Origin of the sequence: Serratia sp. 201, assembly GCF_037027545.1 — a bacterium.
In the GTDB taxonomy this organism is placed as follows: Bacteria; Pseudomonadota; Gammaproteobacteria; order Enterobacterales; family Enterobacteriaceae; genus Serratia; species Serratia bockelmannii.
Map to the genome: position 1 here is coordinate 161,896 of NZ_JAXCHC010000003.1, position 24,650 is coordinate 186,545.

At 59.1% G+C, this 24,650-nt stretch carries 30 protein-coding genes; 16 read left to right on the forward strand and 14 right to left on the reverse strand.

The features are described from left to right. The first annotated feature begins 179 nt into the window (after positions 1–179). Genes WA302_RS16375 through WA302_RS16385 form a run of 3 tightly spaced genes read left to right on the forward strand, consistent with a single transcriptional unit; the run spans position 180 to position 3,293 of the window. On the forward strand, positions 180–1,634 hold the full coding sequence (locus WA302_RS16375) for an FAD/NAD(P)-binding protein (RefSeq protein WP_261456606.1): 1,455 nt from the start codon (positions 180–182) through the stop codon (positions 1,632–1,634). After that, entirely contained in the window at positions 1,631–2,512 is an 882-nt protein-coding gene (locus tag WA302_RS16380) for a formyltransferase family protein (RefSeq protein WP_261456607.1), read from the forward strand. Before WA302_RS16375 ends, WA302_RS16380 begins: the two co-directional genes overlap by 4 nt. Next, complete coding sequence (locus WA302_RS16385; RefSeq protein ID WP_261456608.1) at positions 2,505–3,293, forward strand: sulfite exporter TauE/SafE family protein; 789 nt, start codon at positions 2,505–2,507, stop codon at positions 3,291–3,293. Before WA302_RS16380 ends, WA302_RS16385 begins: the two co-directional genes overlap by 8 nt. Positions 3,294–3,330: 37 nt before the next feature. Here the strand turns inward: WA302_RS16385 and rnk are convergent, their stop codons facing one another. Further along, on the reverse strand, positions 3,331–3,741 hold the full coding sequence (gene rnk, locus WA302_RS16390; RefSeq protein ID WP_004936993.1) for a nucleoside diphosphate kinase regulator: 411 nt from the start codon (positions 3,739–3,741) through the stop codon (positions 3,331–3,333). Between the two features lie 444 nt (positions 3,742–4,185). Between rnk and WA302_RS16395 the strand changes: the two genes are divergently transcribed. The 10 genes from WA302_RS16395 (at position 4,186) to WA302_RS16440 (ending at position 13,115) form a co-directional block, all read left to right on the forward strand. Then, on the forward strand, positions 4,186–4,512 hold the full coding sequence (locus tag WA302_RS16395; protein WP_443018045.1) for a glycine dehydrogenase: 327 nt from the start codon (positions 4,186–4,188) through the stop codon (positions 4,510–4,512). Positions 4,513–4,548: 36 nt separating this feature from the next. Further along, positions 4,549–4,914, forward strand: a complete 366-nt coding sequence (locus tag WA302_RS16400) for a glycine-rich SFCGS family protein (RefSeq protein ID WP_004937000.1) — start codon at positions 4,549–4,551, stop codon at positions 4,912–4,914. Continuing rightward, complete coding sequence (locus WA302_RS16405) at positions 4,914–5,210, forward strand: DUF4312 family protein (RefSeq protein ID WP_047729783.1); 297 nt, start codon at positions 4,914–4,916, stop codon at positions 5,208–5,210. Before WA302_RS16400 ends, WA302_RS16405 begins: the two co-directional genes overlap by 1 nt. A gap of 30 nt (positions 5,211–5,240) precedes the next feature. Next, positions 5,241–6,017, forward strand: a complete 777-nt coding sequence (locus tag WA302_RS16410) for a DUF4311 domain-containing protein (RefSeq protein ID WP_004937006.1) — start codon at positions 5,241–5,243, stop codon at positions 6,015–6,017. A gap of 11 nt (positions 6,018–6,028) precedes the next feature. Beyond that, positions 6,029–6,679, forward strand: a complete 651-nt coding sequence (locus tag WA302_RS16415) for a DUF4310 family protein (protein ID WP_004937013.1) — start codon at positions 6,029–6,031, stop codon at positions 6,677–6,679. 63 nt (positions 6,680–6,742) lie between these two features. Then, the gene (locus WA302_RS16420; RefSeq protein ID WP_099816649.1) at positions 6,743–7,882 is read left to right on the forward strand and encodes an amidohydrolase/deacetylase family metallohydrolase; all 1,140 of its coding nucleotides are present in this window, start codon (positions 6,743–6,745) and stop codon (positions 7,880–7,882) included. Next, on the forward strand, positions 7,866–8,984 hold the full coding sequence (locus WA302_RS16425) for a DgaE family pyridoxal phosphate-dependent ammonia lyase (protein ID WP_043141950.1): 1,119 nt from the start codon (positions 7,866–7,868) through the stop codon (positions 8,982–8,984). The genes WA302_RS16420 and WA302_RS16425 overlap by 17 nt, the downstream gene beginning before the upstream one ends. Beyond that, positions 8,981–9,721 carry a 2-dehydro-3-deoxy-phosphogluconate aldolase gene (gene dagF, locus WA302_RS16430; protein WP_025304381.1) on the forward strand — a complete coding sequence of 247 codons (741 nt, stop codon included), beginning with the start codon at positions 8,981–8,983 and terminating at the stop codon, positions 9,719–9,721. Before WA302_RS16425 ends, dagF begins: the two co-directional genes overlap by 4 nt. A gap of 211 nt (positions 9,722–9,932) precedes the next feature. Beyond that, positions 9,933–11,147, forward strand: a complete 1,215-nt coding sequence (locus tag WA302_RS16435; RefSeq protein WP_089181374.1) for a lactonase family protein — start codon at positions 9,933–9,935, stop codon at positions 11,145–11,147. Between the two features lie 51 nt (positions 11,148–11,198). Continuing rightward, positions 11,199–13,115 carry a BglG family transcription antiterminator gene (locus WA302_RS16440; RefSeq protein WP_049208316.1) on the forward strand — a complete coding sequence of 639 codons (1,917 nt, stop codon included), beginning with the start codon at positions 11,199–11,201 and terminating at the stop codon, positions 13,113–13,115. 4 nt (positions 13,116–13,119) lie between these two features. On the opposite strand, the gene WA302_RS16445 is transcribed toward WA302_RS16440, so the two are convergent. The 13 genes from WA302_RS16445 to WA302_RS16505 form a co-directional block, all read right to left on the reverse strand. Then, the gene (locus WA302_RS16445; protein WP_049208318.1) at positions 13,120–13,542 is read right to left on the reverse strand and encodes a helix-turn-helix domain-containing protein; all 423 of its coding nucleotides are present in this window, start codon (positions 13,540–13,542) and stop codon (positions 13,120–13,122) included. Next, a complete protein-coding gene (locus WA302_RS16450) occupies positions 13,539–13,850 on the reverse strand; it encodes a type II toxin-antitoxin system HigB family toxin (protein WP_004937033.1) in 312 nt (103 codons plus the stop codon). The genes WA302_RS16445 and WA302_RS16450 overlap by 4 nt, the downstream gene beginning before the upstream one ends. Positions 13,851–14,144: 294 nt before the next feature. Next, the gene (npr, locus tag WA302_RS16455) at positions 14,145–14,417 is read right to left on the reverse strand and encodes a PTS phosphocarrier protein NPr (protein WP_043141958.1); all 273 of its coding nucleotides are present in this window, start codon (positions 14,415–14,417) and stop codon (positions 14,145–14,147) included. Further along, entirely contained in the window at positions 14,414–15,268 is an 855-nt protein-coding gene (gene rapZ / locus WA302_RS16460) for an RNase adapter RapZ (protein ID WP_015379177.1), read from the reverse strand. Before rapZ ends, npr begins: the two co-directional genes overlap by 4 nt. Before the next feature lie 129 nt (positions 15,269–15,397). Beyond that, positions 15,398–15,859, reverse strand: coding sequence for a PTS IIA-like nitrogen regulatory protein PtsN (ptsN, locus tag WA302_RS16465; RefSeq protein ID WP_016930212.1), 462 nt, complete (start codon positions 15,857–15,859; stop codon positions 15,398–15,400). Between the two features lie 155 nt (positions 15,860–16,014). After that, positions 16,015–16,302, reverse strand: a complete 288-nt coding sequence (gene hpf, locus WA302_RS16470) for a ribosome hibernation promoting factor (RefSeq protein ID WP_004937038.1) — start codon at positions 16,300–16,302, stop codon at positions 16,015–16,017. Positions 16,303–16,325: 23 nt separating this feature from the next. After that, positions 16,326–17,759 carry an RNA polymerase factor sigma-54 gene (gene rpoN / locus WA302_RS16475; RefSeq protein ID WP_004937039.1) on the reverse strand — a complete coding sequence of 478 codons (1,434 nt, stop codon included), beginning with the start codon at positions 17,757–17,759 and terminating at the stop codon, positions 16,326–16,328. A gap of 52 nt (positions 17,760–17,811) precedes the next feature. Next, the gene (gene lptB, locus WA302_RS16480) at positions 17,812–18,537 is read right to left on the reverse strand and encodes an LPS export ABC transporter ATP-binding protein (RefSeq protein WP_004937040.1); all 726 of its coding nucleotides are present in this window, start codon (positions 18,535–18,537) and stop codon (positions 17,812–17,814) included. A gap of 6 nt (positions 18,538–18,543) precedes the next feature. Next, the gene (gene lptA / locus WA302_RS16485) at positions 18,544–19,083 is read right to left on the reverse strand and encodes a lipopolysaccharide ABC transporter substrate-binding protein LptA (protein ID WP_025304377.1); all 540 of its coding nucleotides are present in this window, start codon (positions 19,081–19,083) and stop codon (positions 18,544–18,546) included. After that, entirely contained in the window at positions 19,052–19,630 is a 579-nt protein-coding gene (lptC, locus tag WA302_RS16490; RefSeq protein ID WP_004937047.1) for an LPS export ABC transporter periplasmic protein LptC, read from the reverse strand. Before lptC ends, lptA begins: the two co-directional genes overlap by 32 nt. Further along, positions 19,627–20,181, reverse strand: a complete 555-nt coding sequence (kdsC, locus tag WA302_RS16495; RefSeq protein WP_021505108.1) for a 3-deoxy-manno-octulosonate-8-phosphatase KdsC — start codon at positions 20,179–20,181, stop codon at positions 19,627–19,629. Before kdsC ends, lptC begins: the two co-directional genes overlap by 4 nt. A gap of 17 nt (positions 20,182–20,198) precedes the next feature. Then, a complete protein-coding gene (kdsD, locus tag WA302_RS16500) occupies positions 20,199–21,185 on the reverse strand; it encodes an arabinose-5-phosphate isomerase KdsD (protein ID WP_025304376.1) in 987 nt (328 codons plus the stop codon). A 16-nt stretch (positions 21,186–21,201) separates the two neighbouring features. Further along, positions 21,202–22,179, reverse strand: a complete 978-nt coding sequence (locus tag WA302_RS16505; RefSeq protein WP_033644493.1) for a calcium/sodium antiporter — start codon at positions 22,177–22,179, stop codon at positions 21,202–21,204. A 303-nt stretch (positions 22,180–22,482) separates the two neighbouring features. Between WA302_RS16505 and mlaF the strand changes: the two genes are divergently transcribed. From mlaF to mlaD, 3 genes are read left to right on the forward strand one after another with little or no spacing between them, the layout of a single operon-like run. After that, on the forward strand, positions 22,483–23,298 hold the full coding sequence (gene mlaF, locus WA302_RS16510) for a phospholipid ABC transporter ATP-binding protein MlaF (RefSeq protein ID WP_043141965.1): 816 nt from the start codon (positions 22,483–22,485) through the stop codon (positions 23,296–23,298). A 4-nt stretch (positions 23,299–23,302) separates the two neighbouring features. Further along, on the forward strand, positions 23,303–24,085 hold the full coding sequence (mlaE, locus tag WA302_RS16515) for a lipid asymmetry maintenance ABC transporter permease subunit MlaE (protein WP_004937059.1): 783 nt from the start codon (positions 23,303–23,305) through the stop codon (positions 24,083–24,085). Positions 24,086–24,089: 4 nt separating this feature from the next. Further along, positions 24,090–24,638, forward strand: coding sequence for an outer membrane lipid asymmetry maintenance protein MlaD (mlaD, locus tag WA302_RS16520; protein ID WP_025304373.1), 549 nt, complete (start codon positions 24,090–24,092; stop codon positions 24,636–24,638). Positions 24,639–24,650 lie beyond the last annotated feature (12 nt).

The window sequence follows — 24,650 nt, forward strand, 5'->3', positions numbered from 1 at the left end:
CTTGTTCGCGGTGCCGTTATTTTATCGGCCATAAAGCCCGTGCAAGATTTCACACCGGGGTGGGACGAAGGTTTTCGTTCTCGCAATACAAGAAGTTAATAAGGAATAAAACGTCATTTTATTCCAACACCTGAAGCAATAGTTCTTAGCGCAGTTCAATGACTATAAGGTGATATTTCATGTATAAGTTCGGTGTGGTTGGCGGCGGAGCCGCCGGGATCGCTTTTGCGTATAACTTTATAAAAAATAAGTCGGTTAATCATTGCAAAAGGCCGCTTTCCCTGACGGTGTTCGACAAGCAGGGCTTCAAGGGCGGAATGGCATACAGCAGCGATTTTGACAGCCATATATTAAATATGACGCCGGAAAATATGTCGGCGGATATTTTCGACGAAACGCACTTCGTTGATTGGATCGCCATGCATTTCCCGCAGTTTTGCCAGGATCGTTATCCGCCGCGCTGGCTGTATCGGGAATATCTCGACTTTATTCGCGACATGACGATTTATATGGCGGCGGACAGTAACGTCGCGCTGAATTTCGTGACCGCCGAAGTGAATGCCATCGCGCCGCTCGAAGCCGGCTACCGGCTGACCACCACCTGTGGCAGCGCCGAACAGATGAATGCGCTGGTGCTGTGTTCGGGGCACAACCCGCCGGAATGTCTCTATCCGGTGGATGGCGTGATCGCTTATCAGGCCCACCAGGATCTGCCGCCGATCAACCCTTATTCGAGCATCGGCGTGATCGGCTGCAGCCTGACGGCGATTGACGCCATCGTTGAGCTGATGGAGCGCCTGGGGGCGACCGACATCTGTGCCCTGTCGCGCTCGGGCCTGTTCCCCAGCGTGCAGCCGGCGCTGATGCGTCCGCCGCCGGAAGCGTTTGTTGAGGCGCTGCGGCGCTTTGTCGCCGGCCGCGATTTTATTGACGCGCATCAGCTGGTACATGCGATCAATGCCGCGCTGGCGCGCCACTATCCGGGGCCGGAGCGGCTGACGGTGCTCTCGGCGCTGGGGGAAAGGCGCGATTGCTATCGCGATCTGGCAGACAGTCTCGATCGCGCGCGTTTTGCCCGGGAGCATATCTGCAGCTATCTGGCGGCGATCCACCCGGCGGTGTGCGCCGCCTGGGTCAAGATGGATGCCAACAACCGGCAGGTCTTCATGCGCTTCTACAACTCCTCCTGGATGCGCAATCGACATGCCATGCCGCTAAAGAACGCCAGCAAGATCGTGGCGGCGCTGGAGAGCCAACGCCTGCGTGCCTGCGGCGGCCTGGTGGATATCAGTAAGGGGGCGGACGGGTTTATCCTTCGTTGCCATGAGACGCGGGTGCATGCGCAGTATCTGTTCAACTGCACCACGCCTTCTTATCAACTGCCGCCCAACCGCCTGAGCCATCAGCTGTTGCAAGACGGGCTGGTGCAAGAGAACCTGTTCGGCGGCGTGAAGTGCAACCCGCACACGTTGAAAATCGCCGACCGACGCGGCCGTGAGCAGCATCTCTACTCGCTTGGCGCGCCCGCCAAGGGCGATCTGTTTTACACCTCGGCGATGGAATCCATCACGCGGGATATCAGCAAGATCGTGTTCAACAACCCTATTTTCAATGCAAAGAAGGCTGAAGTATGAAAAACGTAGCGCTCTTTGTCGGCAACGACATTTTCTCCTGGCTGGTGTGTCAGGATCTGATCGCCACCCTGAGGGACGAGTGTACTTTTACGGTGTATTTTCCCCTGGCGAAAAGCGCCGGGCGCACGCAGGAGCCGGCGGTTCGCCGCCTGGGGCTGTATGAGCGCGAGGTGCTGAATGATTTCGTGTTCCCGTTCGTTGGCCGCAACGCCGCCGCCTGTGAGGGCGCCTATCAGCCGCCGGCTCTGTTCCTGGCCGCCGCCGGGGTCAAAGCGCATCGCGTTCTCGACATCAATGACGCCGCGTTTATCAGCAGCCTGGGGCATATGGATGGGGTGATCTCCCTGCGCTGTTATCAGAAATTCTCCGCCGACTATGTGCGCGCCTTCAGCCGACGCGGCAAGCTGCTGTGGAACCTGCATCCGGGGGATTTGCCGCGCTATCGCGGGGTGATGACGCTGTTCCGCGCGATGATGAACGGTGACAGGGACTGTGCGGTAACGCTGCATGAAATGGATGAGCACTGGGACGCCGGCCCGGTGATCGCCCGTCTGCCCGCCGAGCTGCGCTACGATCTGTCGTTCCTGGAAAACATGATGTTGCTGGGCGTACAAAGCGGCACCTTTTTGGCGCGCCAGCTGATGCGGGCGGAGCACAGCGAAGCGATAACGGCGGAAAAGCAGGGCGATTCGCGCTACTGGGGCTTCCCGGACGCGCAGACGCTGGCGCAGGCAGAACAGGCGGGCATTGAGCTGGTGGACCATGACGCCGTGCGCGAGCAGTATCTGGGGCTGTTCGTCGGCGATCGTTTCCACCCGTTGGCGGGGCAGTTCTGCGCCGGATTCGACGACTTCGTGCGGGCGCACGGCCATGATTGAAACCTTGATTGTACTGGGTGCCGGTTTTCTGACCGGCATCACCACCATTCTGTTCGGCTTCGGCGGAGGCTTTGTGGTGGTGCCTTTCGTCTACCACCTGATCTCCGCCTCGGGCGAGCAGCCCGGCCAGGCGATGCATATCGCGGTGGCGACCTCGACGGCGGTGATGATCCTCAACGCGAGTTACGCCACGCTGACCAACTGGCGCAGCGGCAACCTGCTGCGTGAAACCATCGTGCCGCTGATCTTTTTCATCGGCATCGGCGCGGCGCTGGGTGCGTTCGCCTCTTCGCTGCTGGCGGACGGCGTGATCCGCGGGCTGTTTGTGGTCTATATGGCGGTGACCATCGCCGATTGTCTGTTCCGCCGGGGTTTTTTGATCAAACCGGCGCGCGCCGAGCTGTCCCCCGTCACGCTGTGGGGCGGGGGGCCGCTGATCGGCGGCATCGCCACCCTGCTGGGAGTGGGCGGCAGCGTGATGACCGTACCGCTGCTGCGTCGCCATGGTTACGACATGAAATATTGCGTCAGCGCCGCCAACCCGCTGTCGATCCCGGTGGCGGTGATCGGGGCGCTGATGTATATCGTGTTGGGGTGGCACGAGATGAGCGGGCCGCAGTATCTGGGCTACGTCAATCTGAACATTCTGGGGCTGTTGGTGGTGGCGGGGATTGCGGGGATCGTGTTTGCCAGGCGCTGTTTGCCGAAGGTGAGCGATGCGCTGCATGCCAAAATCTACGTGCTGCTGCTGATCGCCGTGCTGATCGCTATCTGCGTCTGAGACAGAAAGGGCGGCCGGATGCCGCCCTGAAAACCGCTTAACGGTGGTATTCGCCCGCCGCTTCCGGCTGGTACAACAACTCCAGCACTTCAATCCGCGCTTCTTCACCGTTCGGCAATTGCCAGGAGATCTGCTTGCCGACGTGCATGCCAAGCAGCGCTGCGCCCAGCGGCGCCATCACCGACAGCTGATCGTGGCTGTCTTTCAGCGATGCCGGGTAAACCAGCGTGCGCACGTGCTCTTCATCGGTGTGCAGATCGCGAAAACGAACGCGGCTGTTCATGGTCACCACGTTGGCCGGCATTTTCTCCGGCGGCAGGATTTCCGCGCGATCCAATTCGTCGTTCAGCGCGGCGGCGACGTCGGTATTGGCAAAGGCCGGTTGTTCCAATAGCGCATCCAGGCGTTCCGCATCCAGCTCATTAATAGTAATGATGGGTTTGGTCATTCCACTCTCCAGTCAAATCAAAGGGCGTCAGTCTGTGCGCCCATAAATTCGGAAAAACAACACAAAGCAACACCCCCGCGCCAGAGGAGCGGGGGTGTGGGTAATGTCGATTTGTCCTAGTGATAGTAGGCGGTTGGGGCAAGAAAAGAAAGAGATCCCGATCACGAAGGCTTTTATCGTCAATCGAGGCAAAAAAAACCGTTAGCCGGGTTATGTAATTGTTATCTCATTCACTTTTTCGCCGCAGCGCCGTTTTGCGAAATGGATCTCCACGCGTCATTCGATTTCCACTTCGAACTGGAAAAAACCGGTCTACACAGAAAATCCTACCGGGAGTAGGGTAAAGACATCACAGAAAGCGGGTTATTCAGGTGATGCGCTTTACGGCTTACTGATTAATGTGGGATCTAGGGGTACTGAAAAGTGAATGATGGATCTGCTTCGATAAAAGAAATTGAACAATCCGATGTCAGCGAGGCCGGGGCGATCACCGCTCGGGTGTTGGCGGATATTACCGCGATGCTGAGTGCTGAAAATATTTATACCAATGCGGTGCAGCAACAGATGCTGGAATCGCATATTCGTGCCATGGTGCTGCGTTCAATAACCGGCGAGCCGTTGCCGGAGGTAGATAAATCATTGTTCGACGAAATCTCCGCCGAATCCATGCAAATGGCGGAGCGCGTGGTGGATCAGTTTGACACATTGCCTATCGAAGAAGCCTATTTATTGTCAGTGCACTTCGAAGTGGCGAAAGATAATAACGCATAGCGGTTAATGCATCGATTTAAATCAGGAGAATATAATATGGGTCAAATTACCGTAGTGATCGGCGATCGTTTGGGCAAAGGGCAAAAAGTCGGCCAGGGTGTTGAAAACGCAGGCGGAAAAGCGGTGGTTATCCCCGGCGTGGCGGCGGACATGAAGCTGGGCGACGTCATGAAAGCGGAAAACGCGCAGCTGGGCATCTCTTTTTGCGGTAGCGGTGGCGCCGGCGCAATTACCGCGCAAACCAAATACGGCTACAAAGCCAAATACGGCATGCGTTCGGTGGAAGAGGGCGTGACGGCAATTAATGAAGGCTGCAACGTGCTGGGTTTCGGCTTTATGGATAAAGAAGAGCTGGGCCAGAAACTGGTGGAAGCCTACGTCAAAAAACATGGCAACCCATAATGAAAGAGCAATATACCACATCGGTAAAGGTGGAGGGTAAAGGCGACAGCAAAGCGAAAGCTTTTGCTTCCGCCTTGGCTAATGTGCAGGGCGCGGTATTAAAGTCCACCAACAATATTCTGCTGCGCATCGAGCCGCAGGACGTCAGCGTAGTGAAAGCGGAAGAGAAAATAACTAAAGAGAAATTTCTTTTCTTCTTTTTGCCGCGTGAAAGAAAGCGCTATGCCGTTTCTCTGGAAATAACCGTGAACGTAACCATTATCAATACCGAGAAGGTTGTCTTCGTCACGAAATAAAAACGTTAGCATAAATGAAAGGGTATACTGATGTTTTTAATCATCTTATTTAAATCGATAATTATCGGTGGGCTGGTGGGAGTCGGCGTAGGGGCCGGCGCCGCACGCATGTTCCACGCACCGACAACACAGGGCATGGGGGCGTTTCGCACCCTGGGCGAGCTGAACTCCTGCGAGGGCGATCCGGCTTCCCACTTCTCATTCGGTCTGGGCTTCTTCTTCAACGCCTGGGCGTCTTCCGTAGCGGCAGGTTCCTTCACGCAGGACGTCGATCACCGCATCATCCCGCACTGGGGCGCGGCGGCCCTGATGGTCAAGAACCGCAATCTGGCGCAAACGCTGCACGATCCGAAAAAAATGGCCATCGCCTGCGGCATCATCGGCATGCTGGTGGTGGCCTTCCTCAATACCACCGCTTCCGCCGTGCCTGCCGCGCTGCAGGTCACCGCGATCAAGGTGCTGGTGCCGGCGGCCAACCTGCTGGTGAATACCGTGATGCCGGTGATCTTCTGGCTGGCGGCGATCGACGCCGGGCGCCGTTCCGGCTTCTGGGGCACCATCTTCGGCGGCCTGGCGCAGCTGATCATGGGCAACGCCGTACCGGGCCTGGTGCTGGGCATTCTGATCGGCAAAGGCGTGGAAGAGAGCGGCTGGAACAAGATCACCAAGATCATGATGGCGGTGATCGTGCTGCTGTTCGTGCTGAGCGGCTTCTTCCGCGGCTTCGACATGAAAGTTCTCGAGTCCTTCAGCCTCGGCGTGCCGGGCTGGCTGGACGCCATTCACAATACCCTGAGCGGTAAATAAGGAGCGGGATGATGGAAGAACAAACCCAAAAAGGCTTCTGGTACGCCGACTGGTCATTCCCGATTTTTGTTGGCCTGCTGTCCTCCGGCGTGTTCGCCGGGACGCACATGTACTACCTGTACGGCATCGGCGCCTTTAACGAAGTGGCGTTCGTTTCCATGCTGCGGGCGGGGATGGATACCGGCGTGTATGGCGCGGTGGCGGCGTTCGGCGCCAGCTTCCTGTTCGCGCGCATCATCGAAGGCTCGCTGGTGGGCATCCTGGACATCGGCGGCGCGATCCAGACCGGCGTCGGGCTGGGCGTACCGGCGCTGCTTTTGGGGGCCGGCATCGTGTTCCCGGTCGCCAACTTCGCCGCTTCGCTGGCCACCGGCCTGATCATCGGCCTGGCGATCGGTTACGTGATCATTCTGGCGCGTAAATTCACCATCAATCAGAGCAACTCCACCTACGGGGCGGACGTGATGATGGGGGCGGGCAACTCCTCGGGCCGCTTCCTCGGGCCGTTGATCATCCTGTCGGCGATGACCGCCTCGATCCCGATCGGCATCGGTTCGCTGCTCGGCGCGCTGCTGTTCTATATCTGGGGTAAACCGATCACCGGCGGAGCGATCCTCGGCGCGATGATCCTGGGGGCGATCTTCCCGGTAGCCATTTCTTAAGAGGCCTGCGCCAGGCGCCGCCCGATGCTGCGGCGGCGCCCGGGCTAACAGGAGCAATGCGGTATGTATGACTTAGTAATCAGAGGCGCCAGACTGGCGGACGATACGCTGATCGATCTGGCGGTGAAAGACGGCAAAATAGCCTCGGTGGGGCGGCTGGCGGCGGACATCAGCGCCGTTCGCCAGCTGGATTTGGCGGGCAACTGCCGCCTGAGCGCCGGTTGGATCGATGCGCACGTGCACTGCTATCCCGAATCGCCGATTTATCATGACGAGCCGGATCGGGTCGGCGTCGCCAGCGGCGTCACCAGCGTGGTCGATGCCGGCAGCACCGGCGCCGACGATATCGACGCCTTTTATCAACTGACGCGCAGCGCCAAAACCAACGTTTTCGCCTTCCTCAATATCTCGCGCATCGGCCTGCTGCGGCAGAACGAGCTGGCGGAGTTGACGGACATCGACAAGCGCGAGGCCGGCCAGGCCATCGCCAACCATCCCGGTTTCATCATCGGTATCAAGGCGCGCATGAGCAGCAGCGTGGTGGGCAAGAACGGCACCCGCCCGCTGGTGTTGGCTAAAGAGATCCAGCAGGAAAACCGCCAGCTGCCGCTGATGGTGCATATCGGCAATAACCCGCCGGATCTGGACGAGATTGCCGATCTGTTGACCCGTGGCGACATCATCACCCACTGCTACAACGGCAAACCGAACCGCATTCTGACGCCGGCGGGCACGCTGCGCGAGTCTATCCAGCGCGCGCTGCGGCGCGGCGTATTGCTCGACGTGGGGCACGGCACCGCCAGCTTCAGCTTCGAGGTGGCGCGCCAGGCGATCACGCTGGGTATTTTGCCGCACACCATCAGCTCCGATATTTACTGCCGCAACCGCATGAACGGACCGGTACACAGCCTGGCGACGGTGATGTCCAAATTCTTCAGCGTCGGCCTGACGCTGCCGCAGGTGATCGCCTGCGTGACGGAGAACGCCGCGTCGGCGCTGCAGCTGAGCGGCAAAGGGCGGCTGGAGCCGGGCTATGACGCCGATTTCACGCTGTTTGAGCTGCGCCGCGAACCGCAAGTCTTCGCTGACGCCGAAGGGCAAACCGCCGAGGGCGAACGGCTGCTGGTGCCACTGGCCGCGGTGGTGGCCGGGGAAATCCTATTAACCGAACAAGGGGAGGCAAGCCATGTCTTCGATTTATGAAAAATACGGTTTGAAGCAGGTGATCAACACCTCCGGCCGCATGACCATTCTCGGCGTTTCTACGCCGCGCCAGGACGTGATCGACGCCGTTGATTACGGCCTGAACCACTATTTCGAAATCAAGGATCTGGTCAACAAGACCGGCGCCTACATCGCCGATCTGCTCAACGTGGAGGATGCGGTGATCGTCTCCTGCGCCTCGGCGGGCATCGCCCAGTCGGTGGCGGCGGTGATCGTTAAAGATAACGCCAATCTGCTGGTGAACCTGCATTCGGCGCCGGTGACCGTGCCGCGCGAGATCGTGCTGCCGCGCGGTCACAACGTCAACTTCGGCGCGCCGGTGGACACCATGGTGGCGCTGGGCGGCGGCAAGGTGGTGGAGGCGGGGTACGCCAACGAATGTTCGCCGGAGCAGATTGAAGCCTGCATCACGCCGCAGACTGCGGCGATCCTGTACGTCAAGTCGCACCACTGCGTGCAGAAAAGCATTTTGTCCGTCGAACAGGCGGCGGTGGTGGCGCGCAAGCATAACCTGCCGCTGATCGTCGACGCCGCGGCGGAAGAAGATCTGATGTGTTACTACCAGATGGGGGCCGATCTGGTGATCTACAGCGGCGCCAAAGCCATCGAGGGGCCGACCAGCGGTCTGGTTGTCGGCAAGAAACAGTACGTCGAGTGGGTGAAGTTGCAATCCGGCGGCATCGGCCGGGCGATGAAGGTCGGTAAAGAGGGCATCCTCGGCCTGACGCAGGCGATTGAAAGCTATCTGACGCTTGAGAAAACCACCGGGCAACAGATGGTGGAGCGGATGACGCCATTCCTCAACAGCCTCAACACCCTGACCGGCGTCAGCGCCAAGACCGTCTGGGACAGCGCCGGCCGCGATATCGCCCGCGCCGAGATCGCCTTTGACGAAGCGGTGCTGGGGCGTTCGACCTATGACATCGTCCAGGCGTTGAAAACCGGCGATATCGCCATCTACTTCCGCGGCTATAAGGCCAACGAGGGCAAGATTGAGGTCGACGTGCGCAGCGTCGACGAGCAACAGCTGATGACCGTCTTTAGCTGTATCAAAAACCTGTTTACGGAGAAACAAGCATGAAGCTGCAGCCTAACTACTATCGCGACCGCGTCTGCCTGAACGTGCTCGCCGGCTCCAAAGCCAACGCGCAGGACATCTACGCCGCGGCGGAAGGCCATGTGCTGGTGGGCGTGCTCTCCAAGAACTACCCGGACGTCGACAGCGCGGTGACCGACATGCTGCGCTATGCGCGCCTGATCGAAAACGCGCTGTCGGTCGGCCTGGGCGCCGGCGATCCGAAGCAGTCGGCGATGGTCAGCCTGATCGCTCAGCAGGTGCAGCCGCAGCACGTTAACCAGGTGTTTACCGGCGTCGGCGCTAGCCGCGCGCTGCTGGGCCAGAACGACAGCGTGGTCAACGGCCTGGTGTCGCCGACCGGCCGCGTCGGTTGGGTGAAGATTTCTACCGGCCCATTGAGCGCCGCGGCGCCGGACGGCATCGTGCCGGTGGAAACCGCCATCGCCTTGCTGAAGGACATGGGCGGCAGCTCCATCAAGTATTTCCCGATGGGCGGCCTGAAGTGCAAGGACGAATACCAGTACGTCGCCAAGGCCTGCGCCGAGCATGACTTTATGCTGGAGCCGACCGGCGGCATCGATCTGGAGAACTTTGAGCCGATCGTCGAGATCGCGCTGGCGGCCGGCGTGAAACGCGTGATCCCGCATATCTACAGCTCGATCATCGACGCCGCCAGCGGCGACACGCGTCCGCAGGACGTGAAAACCCTGCTGGCGATGACCAAAAAGCTGGTGGGCTGAACGCACAATGGGATGAGGTAAACGCTGGGAGGCGAAGGTTTTCCCGTGGCGCGGCATGCCGCGCCGTTACCTATAGCCTATAGCTTTCAAGTTGCAGCTAGGCGGCAAGCGCAGGAGCCCCAGGAGCTTACTTAAGTAAGTGACTGGGGTGAGTGTGGGCAGCCAACAACGCTGCGGCTTGAAAGATGACGGGTATATACTGAGGACTACTATGCGAAACTGGCAGGCTCCAACCCGACGCACCGCGTTGTTCCTGGCGCTGCTGGCCGTGACCGGCCCGGCGCTGCATGCTGAGGATGCAATGAACTCCACGTCATCTCATTTCGCCTATATTGGCACCTACAATCCCAACGGCGAAGGCGTTTACCGGGTGCAGGTCGATCCGGCCAGCGGCGCGCTGAGCCACGCCACGCTGGTCAGCAACGTACCGAATCCGGCGCAGCTGACGCTGGGCGTCGGCGGCAAAACGCTGTATGTCGCCAGCGAAGTGGACGATTTCAACGGCGGTAAGCACGGCGGCATCACCGCCTACCGGGTCAATCCGGCCGACGGCGGCCTGACGCAGCTCAACCAGGTGGATTCGCAGGGGGCGGGGCCGGTGTATCTCTCATCGACGCCGGACGGGCGGCATCTGCTGGTGGCGAACTACGTCAGCGGCAGCGTGGCGGCTTTCCCGATCGAAGCGGACGGCCGCCTGGGCACCGCCAGCTCGGTGCAGCAACAACAGGGCCCGGCGGGCGCTGCCAAACCGGCGGCGGCGGTGAACGGCAGCTTCGCCATCAGCGATCACAACGGCCCGCATGCCCATATGATCGCCAGCGATCCAAGCGGCAAGTTTGTGTTCTCTACCGATCTGGGATTGGATCGTATCTACCAATGGCGCTTTGACGCCGCGAGCGGCCGGCTGACGCCGAACGATCCACCGTGGATCGCTGCCTCGTCCGCCGGCGCCGGCCCGCGTCACTTTGTGTTTCATCCGGATGGCGACACCGTGCTGCTGGTGAACGAAGAGGCTTCGACGTTGACCAGCTACCGTTTTGATCGCCAAAAAGGTACTCTGAAACAACTGCATGCAGTTTCCGCGCTGCCCGCCGACTATCAGGGTACCAGCTTCGCTTCGGGGCTGGCGCTCAGCAAGAACGGCGACACGTTGTACGTCGCCAACCGGCTGCATAACAGCATTGCCCAGTTCAGCGTGGGCGCCGGCGGCAAGTTGAAACCGGTGGCGGAAACCTGGACCCGCGGCGATTACCCGCGTTCGCTGACGCTGAGCTTGGATGGCCGCTATCTGTATGCGTTGAACCAGCGCAGCGATAACGTCACTCGCTTCAGCGTCAACCCGACGGACGGCAAGCTCAGCTTTGTGGGCGGCTATCTGCCGATCGGCAGCCCCTCGCAAATGGCGTTTCTGCCGCCGGCGAAGTAACCCGTGGCCCGCCCGGTTCGCCGGGTGGGCCGCCTGATTGACGGATACAGAATGGTGCGATTTCCTTACCCGCGTTTGGCTTACTTGTTCGATGCTTTGCAAACCGAGACTTTGCCGCAGGATGAGCTGGCGAAGCGTTTCGCCGTGTCCACCCGCACGGTGCGGGCGGATATCACCGCGCTGAACGAGATCCTGGACAAGTACGGCGCGCGTTTCGTGCATAGCCGTGGGGCCGGCTATCGCCTGCAGGTCGATAACGCCGCGCTGTTCAGCGCCCTGCAGCATCAGGAGCGCCGCAAGCATGCTACCCCGCGCAGCGCGCAAGAGCGGGTGCATTATCTGCTGGTGCGTTTTTTGACCTCAGCCTTCTCCCTTAAACTGGAAGATCTGGCCGACGAATGGTTCGTCAGCCGCGGTACGTTGCAAAACGACATGGCTGAGGTGAGGGAACGTCTGGCGCACTATCAATTGACGATCGAAACCAAACCGCGCTACGGCATGAAGCTGTTCGGCGCCGAGATGGCGATCCGCGCCTGCCTCACCGATCTGCTGTTCCAGCTGCAGCTGGCCGATGCCGAGAACCCGCTGCTCAACAACGAGATCCTGCTGCAGCCGCAGGTAGCGGCGTTCGCCGGATTGCTGCATCCGCTGTTGTCGCAATATGCCATTCGCCTGACCGATGAGGGCGAACAGTACCTGATTTTCTACTGCGCGGTGGCGCTGCGGCGCATCAACGACGGCTATCCGCTGCCGGACTTCGAGGTGGAGGACGGCGACGACGCGGTGCGCCAGGTGTCGACCCGCCTGGCGGCGGAGCTGCGTGCGGCCTCCGGCAAAGAGATCTCGATGGCCGAAGAGGCCTATCTGCGGGTCAACATCGCCGCGCGCCGCGTGCAGGACGTGCAACCGACCGAGATCAATGCCGACGATGAAGAAGCGTTGGTGGACTACATCCTGTCCTACATCAACGCACACTATAACTACAACCTGCAGGGCGACGAGCAGCTGCGGGCCGACCTGCTCACCCATATCAAGACCATGATTACGCGGGTGAAATACCAGATCAATATCCCCAATCCGCTGTTGGCCAATATCAAGCAGCACTATCCGATGGCTTACGACGTGACGCTGGCGGCGGTCTCCAGCTGGGGCAAATACACCCCCTATACCCTGAGTGAGAACGAGATAGGCTATCTGGTGTTACATATTGGCGTGGGGCTGGAGCGGCATTACAACATCGGTTATGAACGCCACCCGCAGGTGATGCTGGTGTGCGATACCGGCAACTCAACGGTGCGGATGATCCAGGCGCAGATTGCGCGCAAGTACCCGCAGCTGGTGATGACGCGCATCGTCTCGCTGCGCGATTACGAGATGCTTGCGCACATCGACGAAGACTTCGTGATTTCCAACGCCCGCATCGGCGAAAAGAACAAGCCGGTGGTGGTAATGTCGCCGTTCCCGACCGATTATCAGCTGGAGCAACTGGGCAAGCTGGTGCTGGTGGATCGCACCAAACCGTACATGCTGGAGAAGTTTTTCGACGCCGAGCATTTCATGGTGCTCAACGAGCCGCTGACGCAGGCGGAGCTGTTCAGCCGGGTGTGCGGCCAGCTGGAGCAGGAAGGGTACGTCGGCGCGGACTTTTATCCGTCGCTGGTCGAACGTGAGGCGATCGTCTCCACGCTGCTGGGTGAAGGCATCGCGCTGCCGCACTCGCTGGGGCTGCTGGCGAAAAAGACCGTGGTAGTGACGCTGCTGGCGCCGCAGGGGGTCGCCTGGGGGGAAGGTGAGATCGCGCACGTGATTTTCCTGCTGGCGATCAGCAAGAGCGACTATGAAGAGGCGATGGCGATCTACGAGCTGTTCGTCACCTTCGTGCGTGAACGCTCAATGAGCCGCCTGCTGGGCAGCGACAGCTTCGACAGCTTCAAAGCGGTGGCGCTGGACTGCCTGAGCCGGAGTTGAGGGGCTAATCCGCTTCCGGCAGGAACAGGGCCGGGGGCAGATTGAAACGTTTGGCCAGCGCCATAATGTGCGGAATGGTCAGCGATCTTTTGCCGTTCAGGATTTGGTTAACCAACGACTTTTTACCGATCTCATGTTCAAAATCACTTTGGCTGAGTTGGTGCTGTTCCATCAATACGCGAAGCGCGGCCACCCCCTGCGGGAGTTGGGCGATACGCTGGTTGAATGCAGTAAATTCGGCACTGTTGTCTTCATATTCGGCGATTTTTTTTGCCAACATGTCAATCAGCGGATGGTGTTCATCGTTTTCCAGCAGATATTCCACCAATTCGAGCGCTTCTCGGTAGTCTTGCTGAGCGTGGCTGCCCTGCAATAAGGGTACGGCGCGCAGTAGCGCATCGGCCGCCTTAATGGCATCTGTAATCATGACGAACTCCTTCGATAGTGCTGCATCAGCTTGTCGTATTCGGCGTGGCTAACGATATGCTTTATGAAGACTTTCTGTGTCTCGAAGCTGGCAAAGAACAAGATCCGTAGGTGGTTGCCGCCGACGTCAATGACCCACCATTTCTCTTTGTATTTCATACGATCGAGCGAAGGAAAAAGCGCTTTTAACTCGTCCGGCGTGCGGAACTCGCCCCGTCGCAACGCTTTATAAATGGCCTCGAGAGCAGTGGCTTCATTGGGATATTGCTTCGTTGCGTTATTGAACGGTTCCCTGGAAATGATATGCATCGTTCCTTCGATTCCTACCCGGTGAACATTATAGCGACTGTCGGTGAAGTTCACAAATTGTAAACTTTTCGTTGTCCCGCCAGCAAAGCGTGGGGAAACTCCCGCCAGTTGTCTGTTTTTGCGTTACACACTATTGCGATTACCGCGGTGGGGGTAAATCCATGACGTGAATTTACAGGCGGTTACGGCTGATTCTGGAAGCGGATTCGCAAAGTGAGAAACGGGAGGGCTACGTTATGGGTGGGGCGGAGGCAACACATGCGCCGAGGCGACGCATGGGGAGAGTCTCAGCGACTAATCTTCATCAAACCCGGAGTTGAACAGCTCGACCACCGCCGTCAGCGCGTTGACTTCGTCGGGGCCGGTCGCTTCGACTTCGATATGCCGGCCCTGGGCGGAGTCCAGCATCAGCAGTGCGATGACGCTGCTGGCTTCAGCCTCGGTGCCGCTTTCGTTGCGCAGCATCACTTCGGCGTCGAAGCTTTGCACCAACTCGAACAGTTTCATCGCCGGGCGTGCGTGCATGCCCAGCTTGTTTTTGATTTCAACCGTCTGTTTGACCGTCATTGTTTACGCTTTTCCAGCGTGCGGTGGCGCGACTGCACGTTCTTGCCGCGCGAGCGAAAGTAATCGGCCAGCTGTTCCGCCACGTACACCGAGCGGTGTTTACCGCCGGTACAGCCGATGGCGACCGTCAGGTAGCTGCGGTTGTTGGTTTCCAGCATCGGCAGCCATTGTTCCAGGTAGCTGCGGGTCTGGTAGATGAAGTTGTGCACTTCGGTATGGCGATCGAGGAACGACGCCACCGGCTTGTCCAGACCGGTCATCGGCCGCAGCTTCGGATCCCAGTGCGGGTTCGGCAGGAAGCGCACGTCGAACACGTAGTCGGCGTCGATCGGAATACCGTGCTTGAAGCCGAAGGATTCGAACACCATCGTCAGTTCGCGCTCGCGCTTGCCGAGCAGGCGGGTGCGCAGCATTTCGGCCAGTTCGTGCACCGACATTTCCGAGGTGTCGATAATCAGGTCGGCCCGGGAGCGCAGCGGTTCGAGGAGATCGCTCTCTTCGTCAATGGCGCTTTCTAGCGACAGGTTTTTGCTGGAGAGCGGGTGCAGGCGGCGGGTGTCGCTGTAACGGCGGATCAGCGTGTTGCGATCGGCGTCGAGAAACAGCAGCTGCGGCGAGAAGCTGTCCGGCAGTTGAGTCATCGCGTATTCGAACACTTCCGGCGATTCCGGCATGTTGCGCACGTCGATGCTGACCGCCGCGGAGATATTGCGTTCCGCCAGCGTATTGGCGAGCTGCGGCAGCAGAACCACCGGCAGGTTGTCAACGCAGTAAAAACCCATGTCTTCCAGCGCCCGCAAGGCGACGGATTTTCCGGAACCGGAACGGCCGCTGACAATCATCAGCACCATGTGGCAACTCCCCTGGCATCGCGGCGGCGTTCATCGCCACCGGTGTAAACTTTGTTATTCCGGCCGAGGCCGGATCCATCATCGTGAAACAGTAACGTTATCCGGGCTGGAAGTCACGCCGACCGGGTATCACTCGGTGATGATTTGGTAAAGTTCTTCGTCGCTTTGCGCGGCGCGCAGGCGGCGGCATACGGTTTTGTCGGCCAGGCGTTTGGCGACCAGCGACAGGGTATGCAAATGGGTTTTGCACTGATCGGCAGGCACCAGCAGCGCGAACAGCAGGTCGACCGGCTGGTTGTCGATAGCGTCGAAAGCGATGGGTTGGTCGAGACGGATAAACACGCCAACGGCCCGCAGTGTGTCCTCTTCCAGTTTGCCGTGGGGAATGGCGATACCGTTGCCGATACCGGTGCTGCCCATGCGTTCCCGGGTGAGAACCGCGTCAAACACCACCTGCGAAGGCAGATTGAGCTGTTTGGCGGCCAGTTCGCTGATAATTTCCAAAGCCCGCTTCTTGCTGGTGCAGTGTACCGAGCTTTTGGTGCACTCGATGTTTAACACCGAGCTTAATTGCATATATTCGTTGTTCATCTCATCTTCACTTAAAACCGCGCCGCCGGGCGCACCCGGCAAGGCGGTTTTTCGTCGGTTTTAACCCTGATTACCGTTCGGCGCGTCACCCATGCGGGTCACGCGCCGAAGGGCGAGGCTGCGACGGAGGCAACCTCACGGAATGGGTTAGGGTGTCAGTGTTGCTTCAATTTGTCTTTATGTTTGTTCAATTGACGTGCCAATTTATCGATCAGCGTATCAATTGCGGCATACATATTCTCGTCTTCCGAGGTGGCGTGCAACTCGCCTCCATTCACGTGCACCGTTGCTTCCGCAATTTGCTGCACTTTTTCCACACTTAATACAACATACACCTGATTGATGCGATCAAAATACTGTTCGAGTTTGGCGAACTTGTTGTTCACGAACTCGCGCAACGGATCGGTGATTTCGATGTGGTGTCCGGTAATGTTGAGCTGCATAGTGTCTTCCTTCTCAATAGAGGTCAAACCAACTGTTTACGCTGGTTCGACGGCGGGATGGACAAAGACTCTCGGTACTTGGCGACGGTGCGCCGGGCCACGATGATCCCCTGATCGGCGAGCAGGGTGGCCAGCTTGCTGTCGCTGAGTGGTTTGGCGGGGTTTTCCGCCGCAATCAATTTCTTCACCAACGCGCGGATCGCCGTCGAGGAGGCTTCGCCGCCGCTGTCGGTATTCACGTGGCTGGAGAAGAAATATTTCAATTCGAAAATGCCGCGCGGGCTGTGCAGAAACTTCTGCGTGGTAACGCGCGAGATCGTCGATTCATGCATCTCCACGGCCTGGGCGATATCCGCCAGCACCATGGGTTTCATAAACTCTTCGCCTTGCTCGAAGAACGCCTGCTGCTGATCGACGATGCAGCGGGTGACCTTCAGCAGCGTTTCGTTGCGGCTCTCCAGGCTTTTAATCAACCACTTGGCTTCCTGCAGGTTGCTGCGGATAAACTGGCCGTCGGCTTCGCTGCGGGCGCTGTTGCCCAGCGCGGCGTACTGCTGATTGATCTTCAAACGCGGCACGCTGTCGCCGTTGAGCTCGACCGTCCATTTGTTCTGCGTCTTGCGTACCAGCACGTCCGGGATCACGTATTCCGATTCGCCGGTATTGATCGACTGCCCCGGGCGCGGGTCGAGCGACTGAATCAGCAGCATCGCTTCTTTCAGTGTATCTTCTTTTAGCCGGGTTGATCGCATCAGGCTGCGAAAGTCGTGGTTGGCCAACAGATCCAGATGCTCGCTGATGATCAGCCGCGCTTCGGCCAGATAAGGCGTATCTTTGGCGTATTGGGAGAGCTGCACCAGCAGGCAATCGCGCAGATCGCGCGCGGCGACGCCGATCGGATCAAAACGCTGCACGCGCTTCAGCACCGCCTCGACTTCCTCGAGGGTCACGTTCTCGTCGCCCAGGCTTTCCAGAATGTCTTCCAGCGGGACGGTGAGATAGCCGGTGTCATCCACCGCGTCGACGATGGAAGTGGCGATGGCGGCGTCGGTATCGGAGAACGGCGTCAGATCCACCTGCCACATCAGATAATCCTGCAGCGTTTGGGTGGTCTCGCCCTGATAGACCGGCAGCTCGTCGTCGCTGTAGTCGGTGCCGGTGCCGGACGGTGTGCCGGCGGTGTAGATCTCATCCCAGGTGGCGTCCAGCGGCAGCTCTTCCGGCATGTCTTTCTGTTCCAGCGCCTCGCGGGTATCGAGCCCCTCGGTCTCCTGGGTTTCTTTGGCGTCGATTTCGTCGTGCAGATCGGTCTGTTCAAGCAGCGGATTGCTCTCCAGCGCCAGCTGGATCTCTTGCTGAAGCTCAAGCGTGGACAACTGCAGCAGGCGGATCGCCTGCTGGAGCTGAGGTGTCATGGCCAGCTGTTGGCTGAGCCTGAGTTGCAAACCTTGCTTCATAGTTTTCTGTCTACTTCCGTTAACGGTGTCGCCCCGCAGGGCGCGCCGGCGCTTAGAGGCGGAACTCTTCGCCCAGATAAACGCGTTTAACCTGCTCGTCGGCCAGAATAGCATCCGGCGTGCCGTGGGCAATCAGTTTGCCCTGGCTGACGATGTAGGCGCGTTCACACACGTCCAGCGTCTCGCGCACGTTGTGGTCGGTGATCAGCACGCCCAGGCCGCTGTCACGCAGGTGCTCGATGATTTTCTTGATATCGATAACGGAAATCGGATCCACCCCGGCAAAGGGTTCGTCCAGCAGAATGAATTTCGGGTTGGCCGCCAGCGCGCGGGCGATTTCGACGCGGCGGCGTTCGCCGCCGGACAGCGCCTGGCCGAGGCTGTCGCGCAGATGGGAGATATGGAACTCTTCCATCAGCTCTTTGGCGCGGTCTTCGCGCTGTTCGCTGGTGAGATCGGGACGGATCTCCAGCACCGCCATCAGGTTGTCGTACACGCTCAGGCGGCGGAAGATCGACGCTTCCTGCGGCAGATAGCCGATGCCGCGGCGCGCGCGGGCGTGCAGCGGCAGCAGGCTGATGTCTTCTTCGTCGATCACGATGCGCCCGGCGTCGCGCGGCACGATGCCGACCACCATGTAGAAGGTGGTGGTTTTACCGGCGCCGTTCGGCCCGAGCAGGCCGACGATCTCGCCGGATTTCACTTTCAGGCTGACGTCTTCGACAACTTTACGGCCCTTGTAGGCTTTCGCCAGGTTTTCTGCGATGAGTGTTGCCATAAGTGATTAGTTACTCTTTTTTTGCCCGTTTTTGTCTTGCAACTGCGACGGTACCAGAACCGTTGTCACGCGTTTGCCTTTGTCGCTAAACGCCTGCATTTGCTGCTGTTGCACCAGATAGGTGATGCGATCGCCTTTCACGTTGCTGTCGAGCTGCTCCAGATAGGCGTTGCCCGTCAGGGTCACCAGCTGGGTCGCCACGTCGTAGCGCACTTTTTGCGCGTGGCCTTTGACCGGCTTGCCGCTGTCCTGCATCTGGTAGAAGGTTACCGGGTTGCCGAACGCTTCAATATAGGTCTTATTCTGATCTCCGCCCGGGCGGGTGACGACCACCTTGTCGGCGCGAATATCGATGGTGCCCTGTTTGATCACCACGTTGTCAGTGAAGGTGCTGACGTTGCTTTGCATGTCCAACGACTGCTTGAGCGAGTCGATGCTGACCGGCTGGCTGGAGTCGGATTTCAGCGCCAGAGCGGGGGCGCTGGCGGCCAAAACTAAGCTGCCGAGCAACAGGTTACGGAGTTGGTTTTTGGTTCTGAATTTCATAGTTGGTCTTAACCTTATCAATCAGCTCAGCGGTTTTGGTCCGCAGGTTCCCACGCATTTTCATGCCGTTAGAGGTAAAATTGGTCCCGTAAAGCGTGACTTCGTCATCGGAGGTGACGTCCTGGGTGACCAGGTTTACCTGAGCGTTGTCCGTCTTAATTTTTTCCAGCTGCGAGGTGGTGGTCAGGCTGTTAACCTCGACGTGACCATACAGATACAGCATCCGGTCTTTAGTCAGTTTGGCGCGATCGGCGCGAACTGACCAGGTGGCCACCGCATTCTCATCGAACAGCGTCATCACCGGCTGGGTGAACCAGCTCAGCTCGCCGGCGGTGTAATACTTCGCGTCTTCCGCCACCAGTTTATAATTCAGCTTGCCGGCTGGGTTGTACACCACAGTGACCGTGTGCTGGCTCTGGTAAGTCGGATCCTGATCGTTGACCGGGCCCGGGGCCGTGTCGTCGCTGAAGTCCGTCATGTTCCAGCCGATCAGCGCCAGAACGATCACCGTCAACAGGATGGTGATCCACAGTTTGGTTTTACTCATATCGACAGCCCTTTGGCGTCCTCCAGCTTATTTTGAGCCAAAAGAATGATGTCGCACAGTTCGCGTACCGCACCGCGGCCGCCGGCAATGCGGGTGACGTAGTGGGCGCGCGGCGTCAGCAGCGGGTGGGCGTCCGCCACCGCGACCGCCAGGCCGACCTGCGCCATCACCGGCCAGTCGATCAGGTCATCGCCGATATAGGCGACCTGATCCGCCGTTAACGACAGTTTATCCAACAGTTCACGGAAGGCCAAAAGCTTATCGGATTGCCCCTGATACAGATGGGTGATACCGAGCGTTTGCGCACGGTCTTCCAGCAGCTTGGCGGAGCGTCCGGTAATGATCGCCACCTCGATGTCCGAGGTTTTCAAGCAGCGGATGCCGTAGCCGTCGCGCACGTTGAACGCCTTCAGTTCTTCACCGTTGTTGCCCATGAAGATCAGGCCGTCCGACAGCACGCCGTCAACGTCGCAAATCAACAGGCGGATGTTACCGGCACGCGCCATAACCTCTTGTTCTACCGGCCCGTAGCAGGTTTCTACCATACCCATTCCGTTCTATTCCTTAATTAAACGACGCCGGCGCGCAGCATGTCATGCATATGTACCACACCCAGCAGTTGGTCGCCATCGGCAACCAGCAGCGCGGTGATGTGGCGTTGTTGCATCAGGTTCAATGCATCGACCGCCAGGATGTTGGGGCGCACCCGCACGCCGCCCGGCGTCATGACATCGGCGATCTTCGCCTCGTGCAGGTTGATGCCCATGTCGAACACCCGGCGCAGGTCGCCGTCGGTGAAGATGCCGGCGATTTTCATCAGGTCGTCGCAGACAACCGTCAGGCCCAGATTTTTGCGGGTGATTTCCAGCAGCGCGTCGCGCAACGAGGCGTCGGCGCTGACGTGGGGCATTTCGTCGCCGCTGTGCATGATATCGCTAACCCGCAGCAGCAGTTTGCGGCCGAGTGCGCCGCCAGGATGCGACAGCGCGAAATCTTCCGGCGTGAAACCGCGCGCCTTCAGCAGCGCGACGGCCAGCGCATCGCCCATCACCAGCGTGGCGGTGGTGCTGGTGGTCGGCGCCAGCCCCAGCGGGCAGGCCTCCTGCGGCACCTTGATGCACAGGTGGATATCCGCTGCTTTGCCCATCGAACTTTCCGGATTGTTGGTCATGCAGATGAGGGTGATCTGTTGGCGTTTCAACACCGGGATCAGCGCCAGGATCTCACTGGACTCGCCAGAGTTGGAGATGGCGAGCACGATGTCCTGCGGGGTGACCATGCCCAAATCGCCATGGCTGGCTTCCGCCGGGTGAACGAAGAATGAGGGGGTGCCGGTGCTGGCGAAGGTCGCGGCGATCTTGCAGCCGATATGGCCGGATTTGCCCATGCCCATCACCACCACTTTGCCGCCGCAGGCGGCGATCGTTTCGCAGGCGCGAGTGAAGTCTGCGTTGATGTAGCTGTCGAGCTGAGCCAGCCCTTCACGCTCTATCTGAAGCACTTCTTTGCCGGCCTGTTGAAAATCGAAGCCCGGTTGCAACTCAATGTTCGACATACTCATTCCCGTCGGTTTAGCCGAAAGTACTGAAAGGGTTAAAGAACAGCACCGCAAGATACGCAATAAAGCCGCATAATAACAGCGCGCCCGCCAGGTGGCCGATGCGATGTTTGCGGCCGATGCACAGCACGCTCAGCAGCACGCTGGCCGCCAGCATCACCCAGTAATCGCGCTGGAAGGCGGCGGCATCCACGCTGCCCGGCGACAGCAGGGCGGGTACGCCCAGCACGATCACCGTGTTGAAAATATTGGAGCCGATGATATTCCCAATCGCCATATCATCCTCGCCCTTCAGCGCCCCGGCGATGGAGGTGGCCAGTTCGGGCAGGCTGGTGCCGATGGCGATAATGGTCAAACCGACCACCAGTTCGCTCAGGCCGAAATAGTGTGCAATCACCGTCGCATTATCGACCACCATTCTGGAAGAGAGCGGCAGAATGATAAACGCCAGCACCAGCCACAGCACCGCCACGGTATTGCTGCTGTCCTGCGGCAGTTCGGCGATCTGCTCCATGGTCAGGCTGTCACTGCCCTCGCGCTGCGCCAGCCGCGCGATTTTCAGCATCAACAAGATGAAGCCGGCGGCGGCGGTCAGCAGCAGCACGCCGTCCAGCCTGCTCAGAGTACCGTCCATCAACACGAAACCGCACAATACTGTGACCGCTAACATCAGCGGCAGTTCGCGCCGCAGTATCTCGGAGCGCGCGGCCAGCGGGTGAATCAGCGCCGCCACCCCCAGGATCAATAAGATGTTGGTGATGTTGGACCCTAATACGTTGCCAACGGCCATATCTATCTGCCCGTTCAACGCGGCGGTGGTGGACACGATCAGCTCCGGCAGCGACGTGCCGATGCCGACGATAGTCATGCCGATGATCAACGGCGGTACGCCGAGCGAGCGGGAAATCACGGCAGCACCATAAACTAAGCGGTCTGCACCATACACCAGTAGAAATAAACCAACGATTAATAATGCTATCGCGAGAAACATGCAGGGTCCTTTGTCGGGTATTATCCCGGTTCGTTGGTTAAAGCCGTCAATGCGGCGGTATTGCTTGCCCTCCGTTGCGCGCGTTTGAGCCGCAGCAACGGTTTTTCCCGGCTAATTGTTGAACAGTTTCGTTTTTTTTCGTTATGGCGCCAATTTTGACCGGGTGGCGCGGAAAAGTAAAACCAATGGCACCATTGGTTGCGAAATGGCAGTAAGTTTTTGTAAAGATGAGACGGATTGCGCCCATTGCTTTAACATCACGGGTAGATTCAGCAAAAGATGAGTCGTAAAGGGTCCATTAACATGCTCCAAAAGGCAGATAATTTGGTCGAAGTGCGCGACATGAGCTTCTCGCGCGGCGACCGACGGATATTTGAAGACATCAACCTGACGGTGCCTCGCGGTAAGGTCACGGCGATCATGGGGCCATCGGGCATCGGCAAAACCACGCTGCTGCGCCTGATAGGCGGCCAGCTGGCGCCGGACAGCGGGGAGATTTGGTTCGACGGCGACAACATTCCCGCGTTGTCCCGCCGTCAGTTATACGACGCGCGCAAAAAGATGAGCATGCTGTTCCAGTCGGGCGCGCTGTTTACCGATTTGACCGTATTCGAAAACGTGGCTTACCCGCTGCGCGAGCACAGCAACCTGCCGGAGCCTTTGTTGCGCAGCACGGTGCTGATGAAGCTGGAAGCCGTGGGGCTGCGCGGCGCGGCTCAGCTGATGCCCAATGAGCTTTCCGGCGGTATGGCGCGCCGGGCGGCGTTGGCGCGTGCGATCGCGCTGGACCCGGAAATGATCATGTTCGACGAACCTTTCGTTGGCCAGGATCCGATCACCATGGGGGTGCTGGTCAAGCTGATCGACGAGCTGAACCATGCGCTGGGCATTACCTGCATCGTGGTGTCGCACGACGTACCGGAGGTGCTGAGCATCGCTGACTACGCTTACATCGTGGCCGATCACCGGGTGATCGCTGAAGGCACCACGCAGCAATTGCAGAACAATCCTGATGCGCGCGTGCGCCAGTTCCTGGATGGTATAGCGGATGGGCCGGTGCCGTTCCGCTATCCGGCCGGGGATTATCAGGCCGAACTGCTAGGCTTAGGGAGTAAATAAGCTCATGTTATTAAGAGCGTTAGCGTCGTTGGGGCGCAGTGGCATCAACACCAGCGCCAGCTTCGGCCGCGCCGGGTTGATGCTGTTCAACGCGTTGATTGGCCGGCCGGAACCCGGCAAGCAGTGGCCGCTGTTGTTGAAACAGCTCTACAGCGTCGGCGTGCAGTCGCTGCTGATCATCATGGTTTCCGGGCTGTTTATCGGCATGGTGCTGGGCCTGCAGGGCTATATCGTGCTCACCACCTACAGCGCCGAGGCCAGCCTCGGCATGATGGTGGCGCTGTCGCTGCTGCGCGAACTGGGGCCGGTGGTCACGGCGCTGCTGTTCGCCGGCCGCGCCGGTTCCGCGCTCACGGCGGAAATCGGCCTGATGAAGGCGACGGAGCAGATCTCCAGCCTGGAAATGATGGCGGTCGATCCGCTGCGGCGCATCGTGGCGCCGCGCTTCTGGGCGGGGCTGATCAGCATGCCGCTGTTGACCATCATTTTCGTGGCGATCGGCATTTGGGGCGGCTCGGTGGTCGGCGTGGACTGGAAAGGCATCGACAGCGGCTTCTTCTGGTCGGCGATGCAGGGCGCCGTAGAGTGGAAAAAAGATCTGCTCAACTGCCTGATCAAGAGTGTGGTATTCGCCATTACCGTAACCTGGATTGCCATTTTCAACGGGTACGACGCCGTGCCTACCTCTGAAGGGATTAGCCGGGCGACGACGCGTACCGTGGTGCATTCGTCACTGGCGGTGTTGGGATTGGATTTCGTGCTGACAGCACTGATGTTTGGGAATTGATTCGATGCAAACGAAGAAGAGTGAAATCTGGGTTGGGGCATTTATGCTGATCGCGCTGTGCGCCATCGTGTTTATCTGCCTGCAGGTGGCGAACCTTAAATCGATCGGCAGCGAGCCGACCTACCGCATTTACGCAACGTTCGACAACATCGGCGGCCTGAAACCGCGTTCGCCGGTGAAGATTGGCGGCGTGGTGATCGGCCGCGTTGCTGACATCGAACTCGATTCGAAAACCTACACGCCGCGCGTGGCGCTGGATATCCAGAAAAAGTACGACCAAATCCCAGATACCAGCTCGCTGGCGATCCGCACCTCCGGCCTGCTGGGCGAGCAATACCTGGCGCTTAACGTGGGCTTTGAAGATCCTGAGATGGGTACCACCATCCTGAAAGACGGGGGTACCATTCAGGACACCAAATCAGCCATGGTTCTGGAAGACCTGATCGGCCAGTTCCTGTATAAAAGCGGCGGTCAGGACAGCGCCAAATCGGGAGACGCGGCCGCTGAGCCGGCTGCCGGCGCCGCACCGCAACCCGCTGTTCCAAATCATTAAGAGAGGATACCT

What these genes read in the sequence shown, in the direction of transcription:
- WA302_RS16445 (WP_049208318.1), bottom strand. Translation starts at nt 13,542, where the DNA reads ATGATTACAGATGCCATTAAGGCGGCCGATGCGCTACTGCGCGCCGTA.
- WA302_RS16400 (WP_004937000.1), top strand. Translation starts at nt 4,549, where the DNA reads ATGGGTCAAATTACCGTAGTGATCGGCGATCGTTTGGGCAAAGGGCAA.
- lptC (WP_004937047.1), bottom strand. Translation starts at nt 19,630, where the DNA reads ATGAGTAAAACCAAACTGTGGATCACCATCCTGTTGACGGTGATCGTT.
- mlaD (WP_025304373.1), top strand. Translation starts at nt 24,090, where the DNA reads ATGCAAACGAAGAAGAGTGAAATCTGGGTTGGGGCATTTATGCTGATC.
- rpoN (WP_004937039.1), bottom strand. Translation starts at nt 17,759, where the DNA reads ATGAAGCAAGGTTTGCAACTCAGGCTCAGCCAACAGCTGGCCATGACA.
- kdsC (WP_021505108.1), bottom strand. Translation starts at nt 20,181, where the DNA reads ATGGGTATGGTAGAAACCTGCTACGGGCCGGTAGAACAAGAGGTTATG.
- WA302_RS16440 (WP_049208316.1), top strand. Translation starts at nt 11,199, where the DNA reads ATGGTGCGATTTCCTTACCCGCGTTTGGCTTACTTGTTCGATGCTTTG.
- WA302_RS16405 (WP_047729783.1), top strand. Translation starts at nt 4,914, where the DNA reads ATGAAAGAGCAATATACCACATCGGTAAAGGTGGAGGGTAAAGGCGAC.
- hpf (WP_004937038.1), bottom strand. Translation starts at nt 16,302, where the DNA reads ATGCAGCTCAACATTACCGGACACCACATCGAAATCACCGATCCGTTG.
- rapZ (WP_015379177.1), bottom strand. Translation starts at nt 15,268, where the DNA reads ATGGTGCTGATGATTGTCAGCGGCCGTTCCGGTTCCGGAAAATCCGTC.
- WA302_RS16375 (WP_261456606.1), top strand. Translation starts at nt 180, where the DNA reads ATGTATAAGTTCGGTGTGGTTGGCGGCGGAGCCGCCGGGATCGCTTTT.
- mlaF (WP_043141965.1), top strand. Translation starts at nt 22,483, where the DNA reads ATGCTCCAAAAGGCAGATAATTTGGTCGAAGTGCGCGACATGAGCTTC.
- WA302_RS16450 (WP_004937033.1), bottom strand. Translation starts at nt 13,850, where the DNA reads ATGCATATCATTTCCAGGGAACCGTTCAATAACGCAACGAAGCAATAT.
- dagF (WP_025304381.1), top strand. Translation starts at nt 8,981, where the DNA reads ATGAAGCTGCAGCCTAACTACTATCGCGACCGCGTCTGCCTGAACGTG.
- ptsN (WP_016930212.1), bottom strand. Translation starts at nt 15,859, where the DNA reads ATGAACAACGAATATATGCAATTAAGCTCGGTGTTAAACATCGAGTGC.
- lptA (WP_025304377.1), bottom strand. Translation starts at nt 19,083, where the DNA reads ATGAAATTCAGAACCAAAAACCAACTCCGTAACCTGTTGCTCGGCAGC.
- WA302_RS16505 (WP_033644493.1), bottom strand. Translation starts at nt 22,179, where the DNA reads ATGTTTCTCGCGATAGCATTATTAATCGTTGGTTTATTTCTACTGGTG.
- WA302_RS16410 (WP_004937006.1), top strand. Translation starts at nt 5,241, where the DNA reads ATGTTTTTAATCATCTTATTTAAATCGATAATTATCGGTGGGCTGGTG.
- WA302_RS16420 (WP_099816649.1), top strand. Translation starts at nt 6,743, where the DNA reads ATGTATGACTTAGTAATCAGAGGCGCCAGACTGGCGGACGATACGCTG.
- WA302_RS16435 (WP_089181374.1), top strand. Translation starts at nt 9,933, where the DNA reads ATGCGAAACTGGCAGGCTCCAACCCGACGCACCGCGTTGTTCCTGGCG.
- npr (WP_043141958.1), bottom strand. Translation starts at nt 14,417, where the DNA reads ATGACGGTCAAACAGACGGTTGAAATCAAAAACAAGCTGGGCATGCAC.
- WA302_RS16380 (WP_261456607.1), top strand. Translation starts at nt 1,631, where the DNA reads ATGAAAAACGTAGCGCTCTTTGTCGGCAACGACATTTTCTCCTGGCTG.
- WA302_RS16385 (WP_261456608.1), top strand. Translation starts at nt 2,505, where the DNA reads ATGATTGAAACCTTGATTGTACTGGGTGCCGGTTTTCTGACCGGCATC.
- mlaE (WP_004937059.1), top strand. Translation starts at nt 23,303, where the DNA reads ATGTTATTAAGAGCGTTAGCGTCGTTGGGGCGCAGTGGCATCAACACC.
- rnk (WP_004936993.1), bottom strand. Translation starts at nt 3,741, where the DNA reads ATGACCAAACCCATCATTACTATTAATGAGCTGGATGCGGAACGCCTG.
- WA302_RS16415 (WP_004937013.1), top strand. Translation starts at nt 6,029, where the DNA reads ATGGAAGAACAAACCCAAAAAGGCTTCTGGTACGCCGACTGGTCATTC.
- kdsD (WP_025304376.1), bottom strand. Translation starts at nt 21,185, where the DNA reads ATGTCGAACATTGAGTTGCAACCGGGCTTCGATTTTCAACAGGCCGGC.
- WA302_RS16425 (WP_043141950.1), top strand. Translation starts at nt 7,866, where the DNA reads ATGTCTTCGATTTATGAAAAATACGGTTTGAAGCAGGTGATCAACACC.
- lptB (WP_004937040.1), bottom strand. Translation starts at nt 18,537, where the DNA reads ATGGCAACACTCATCGCAGAAAACCTGGCGAAAGCCTACAAGGGCCGT.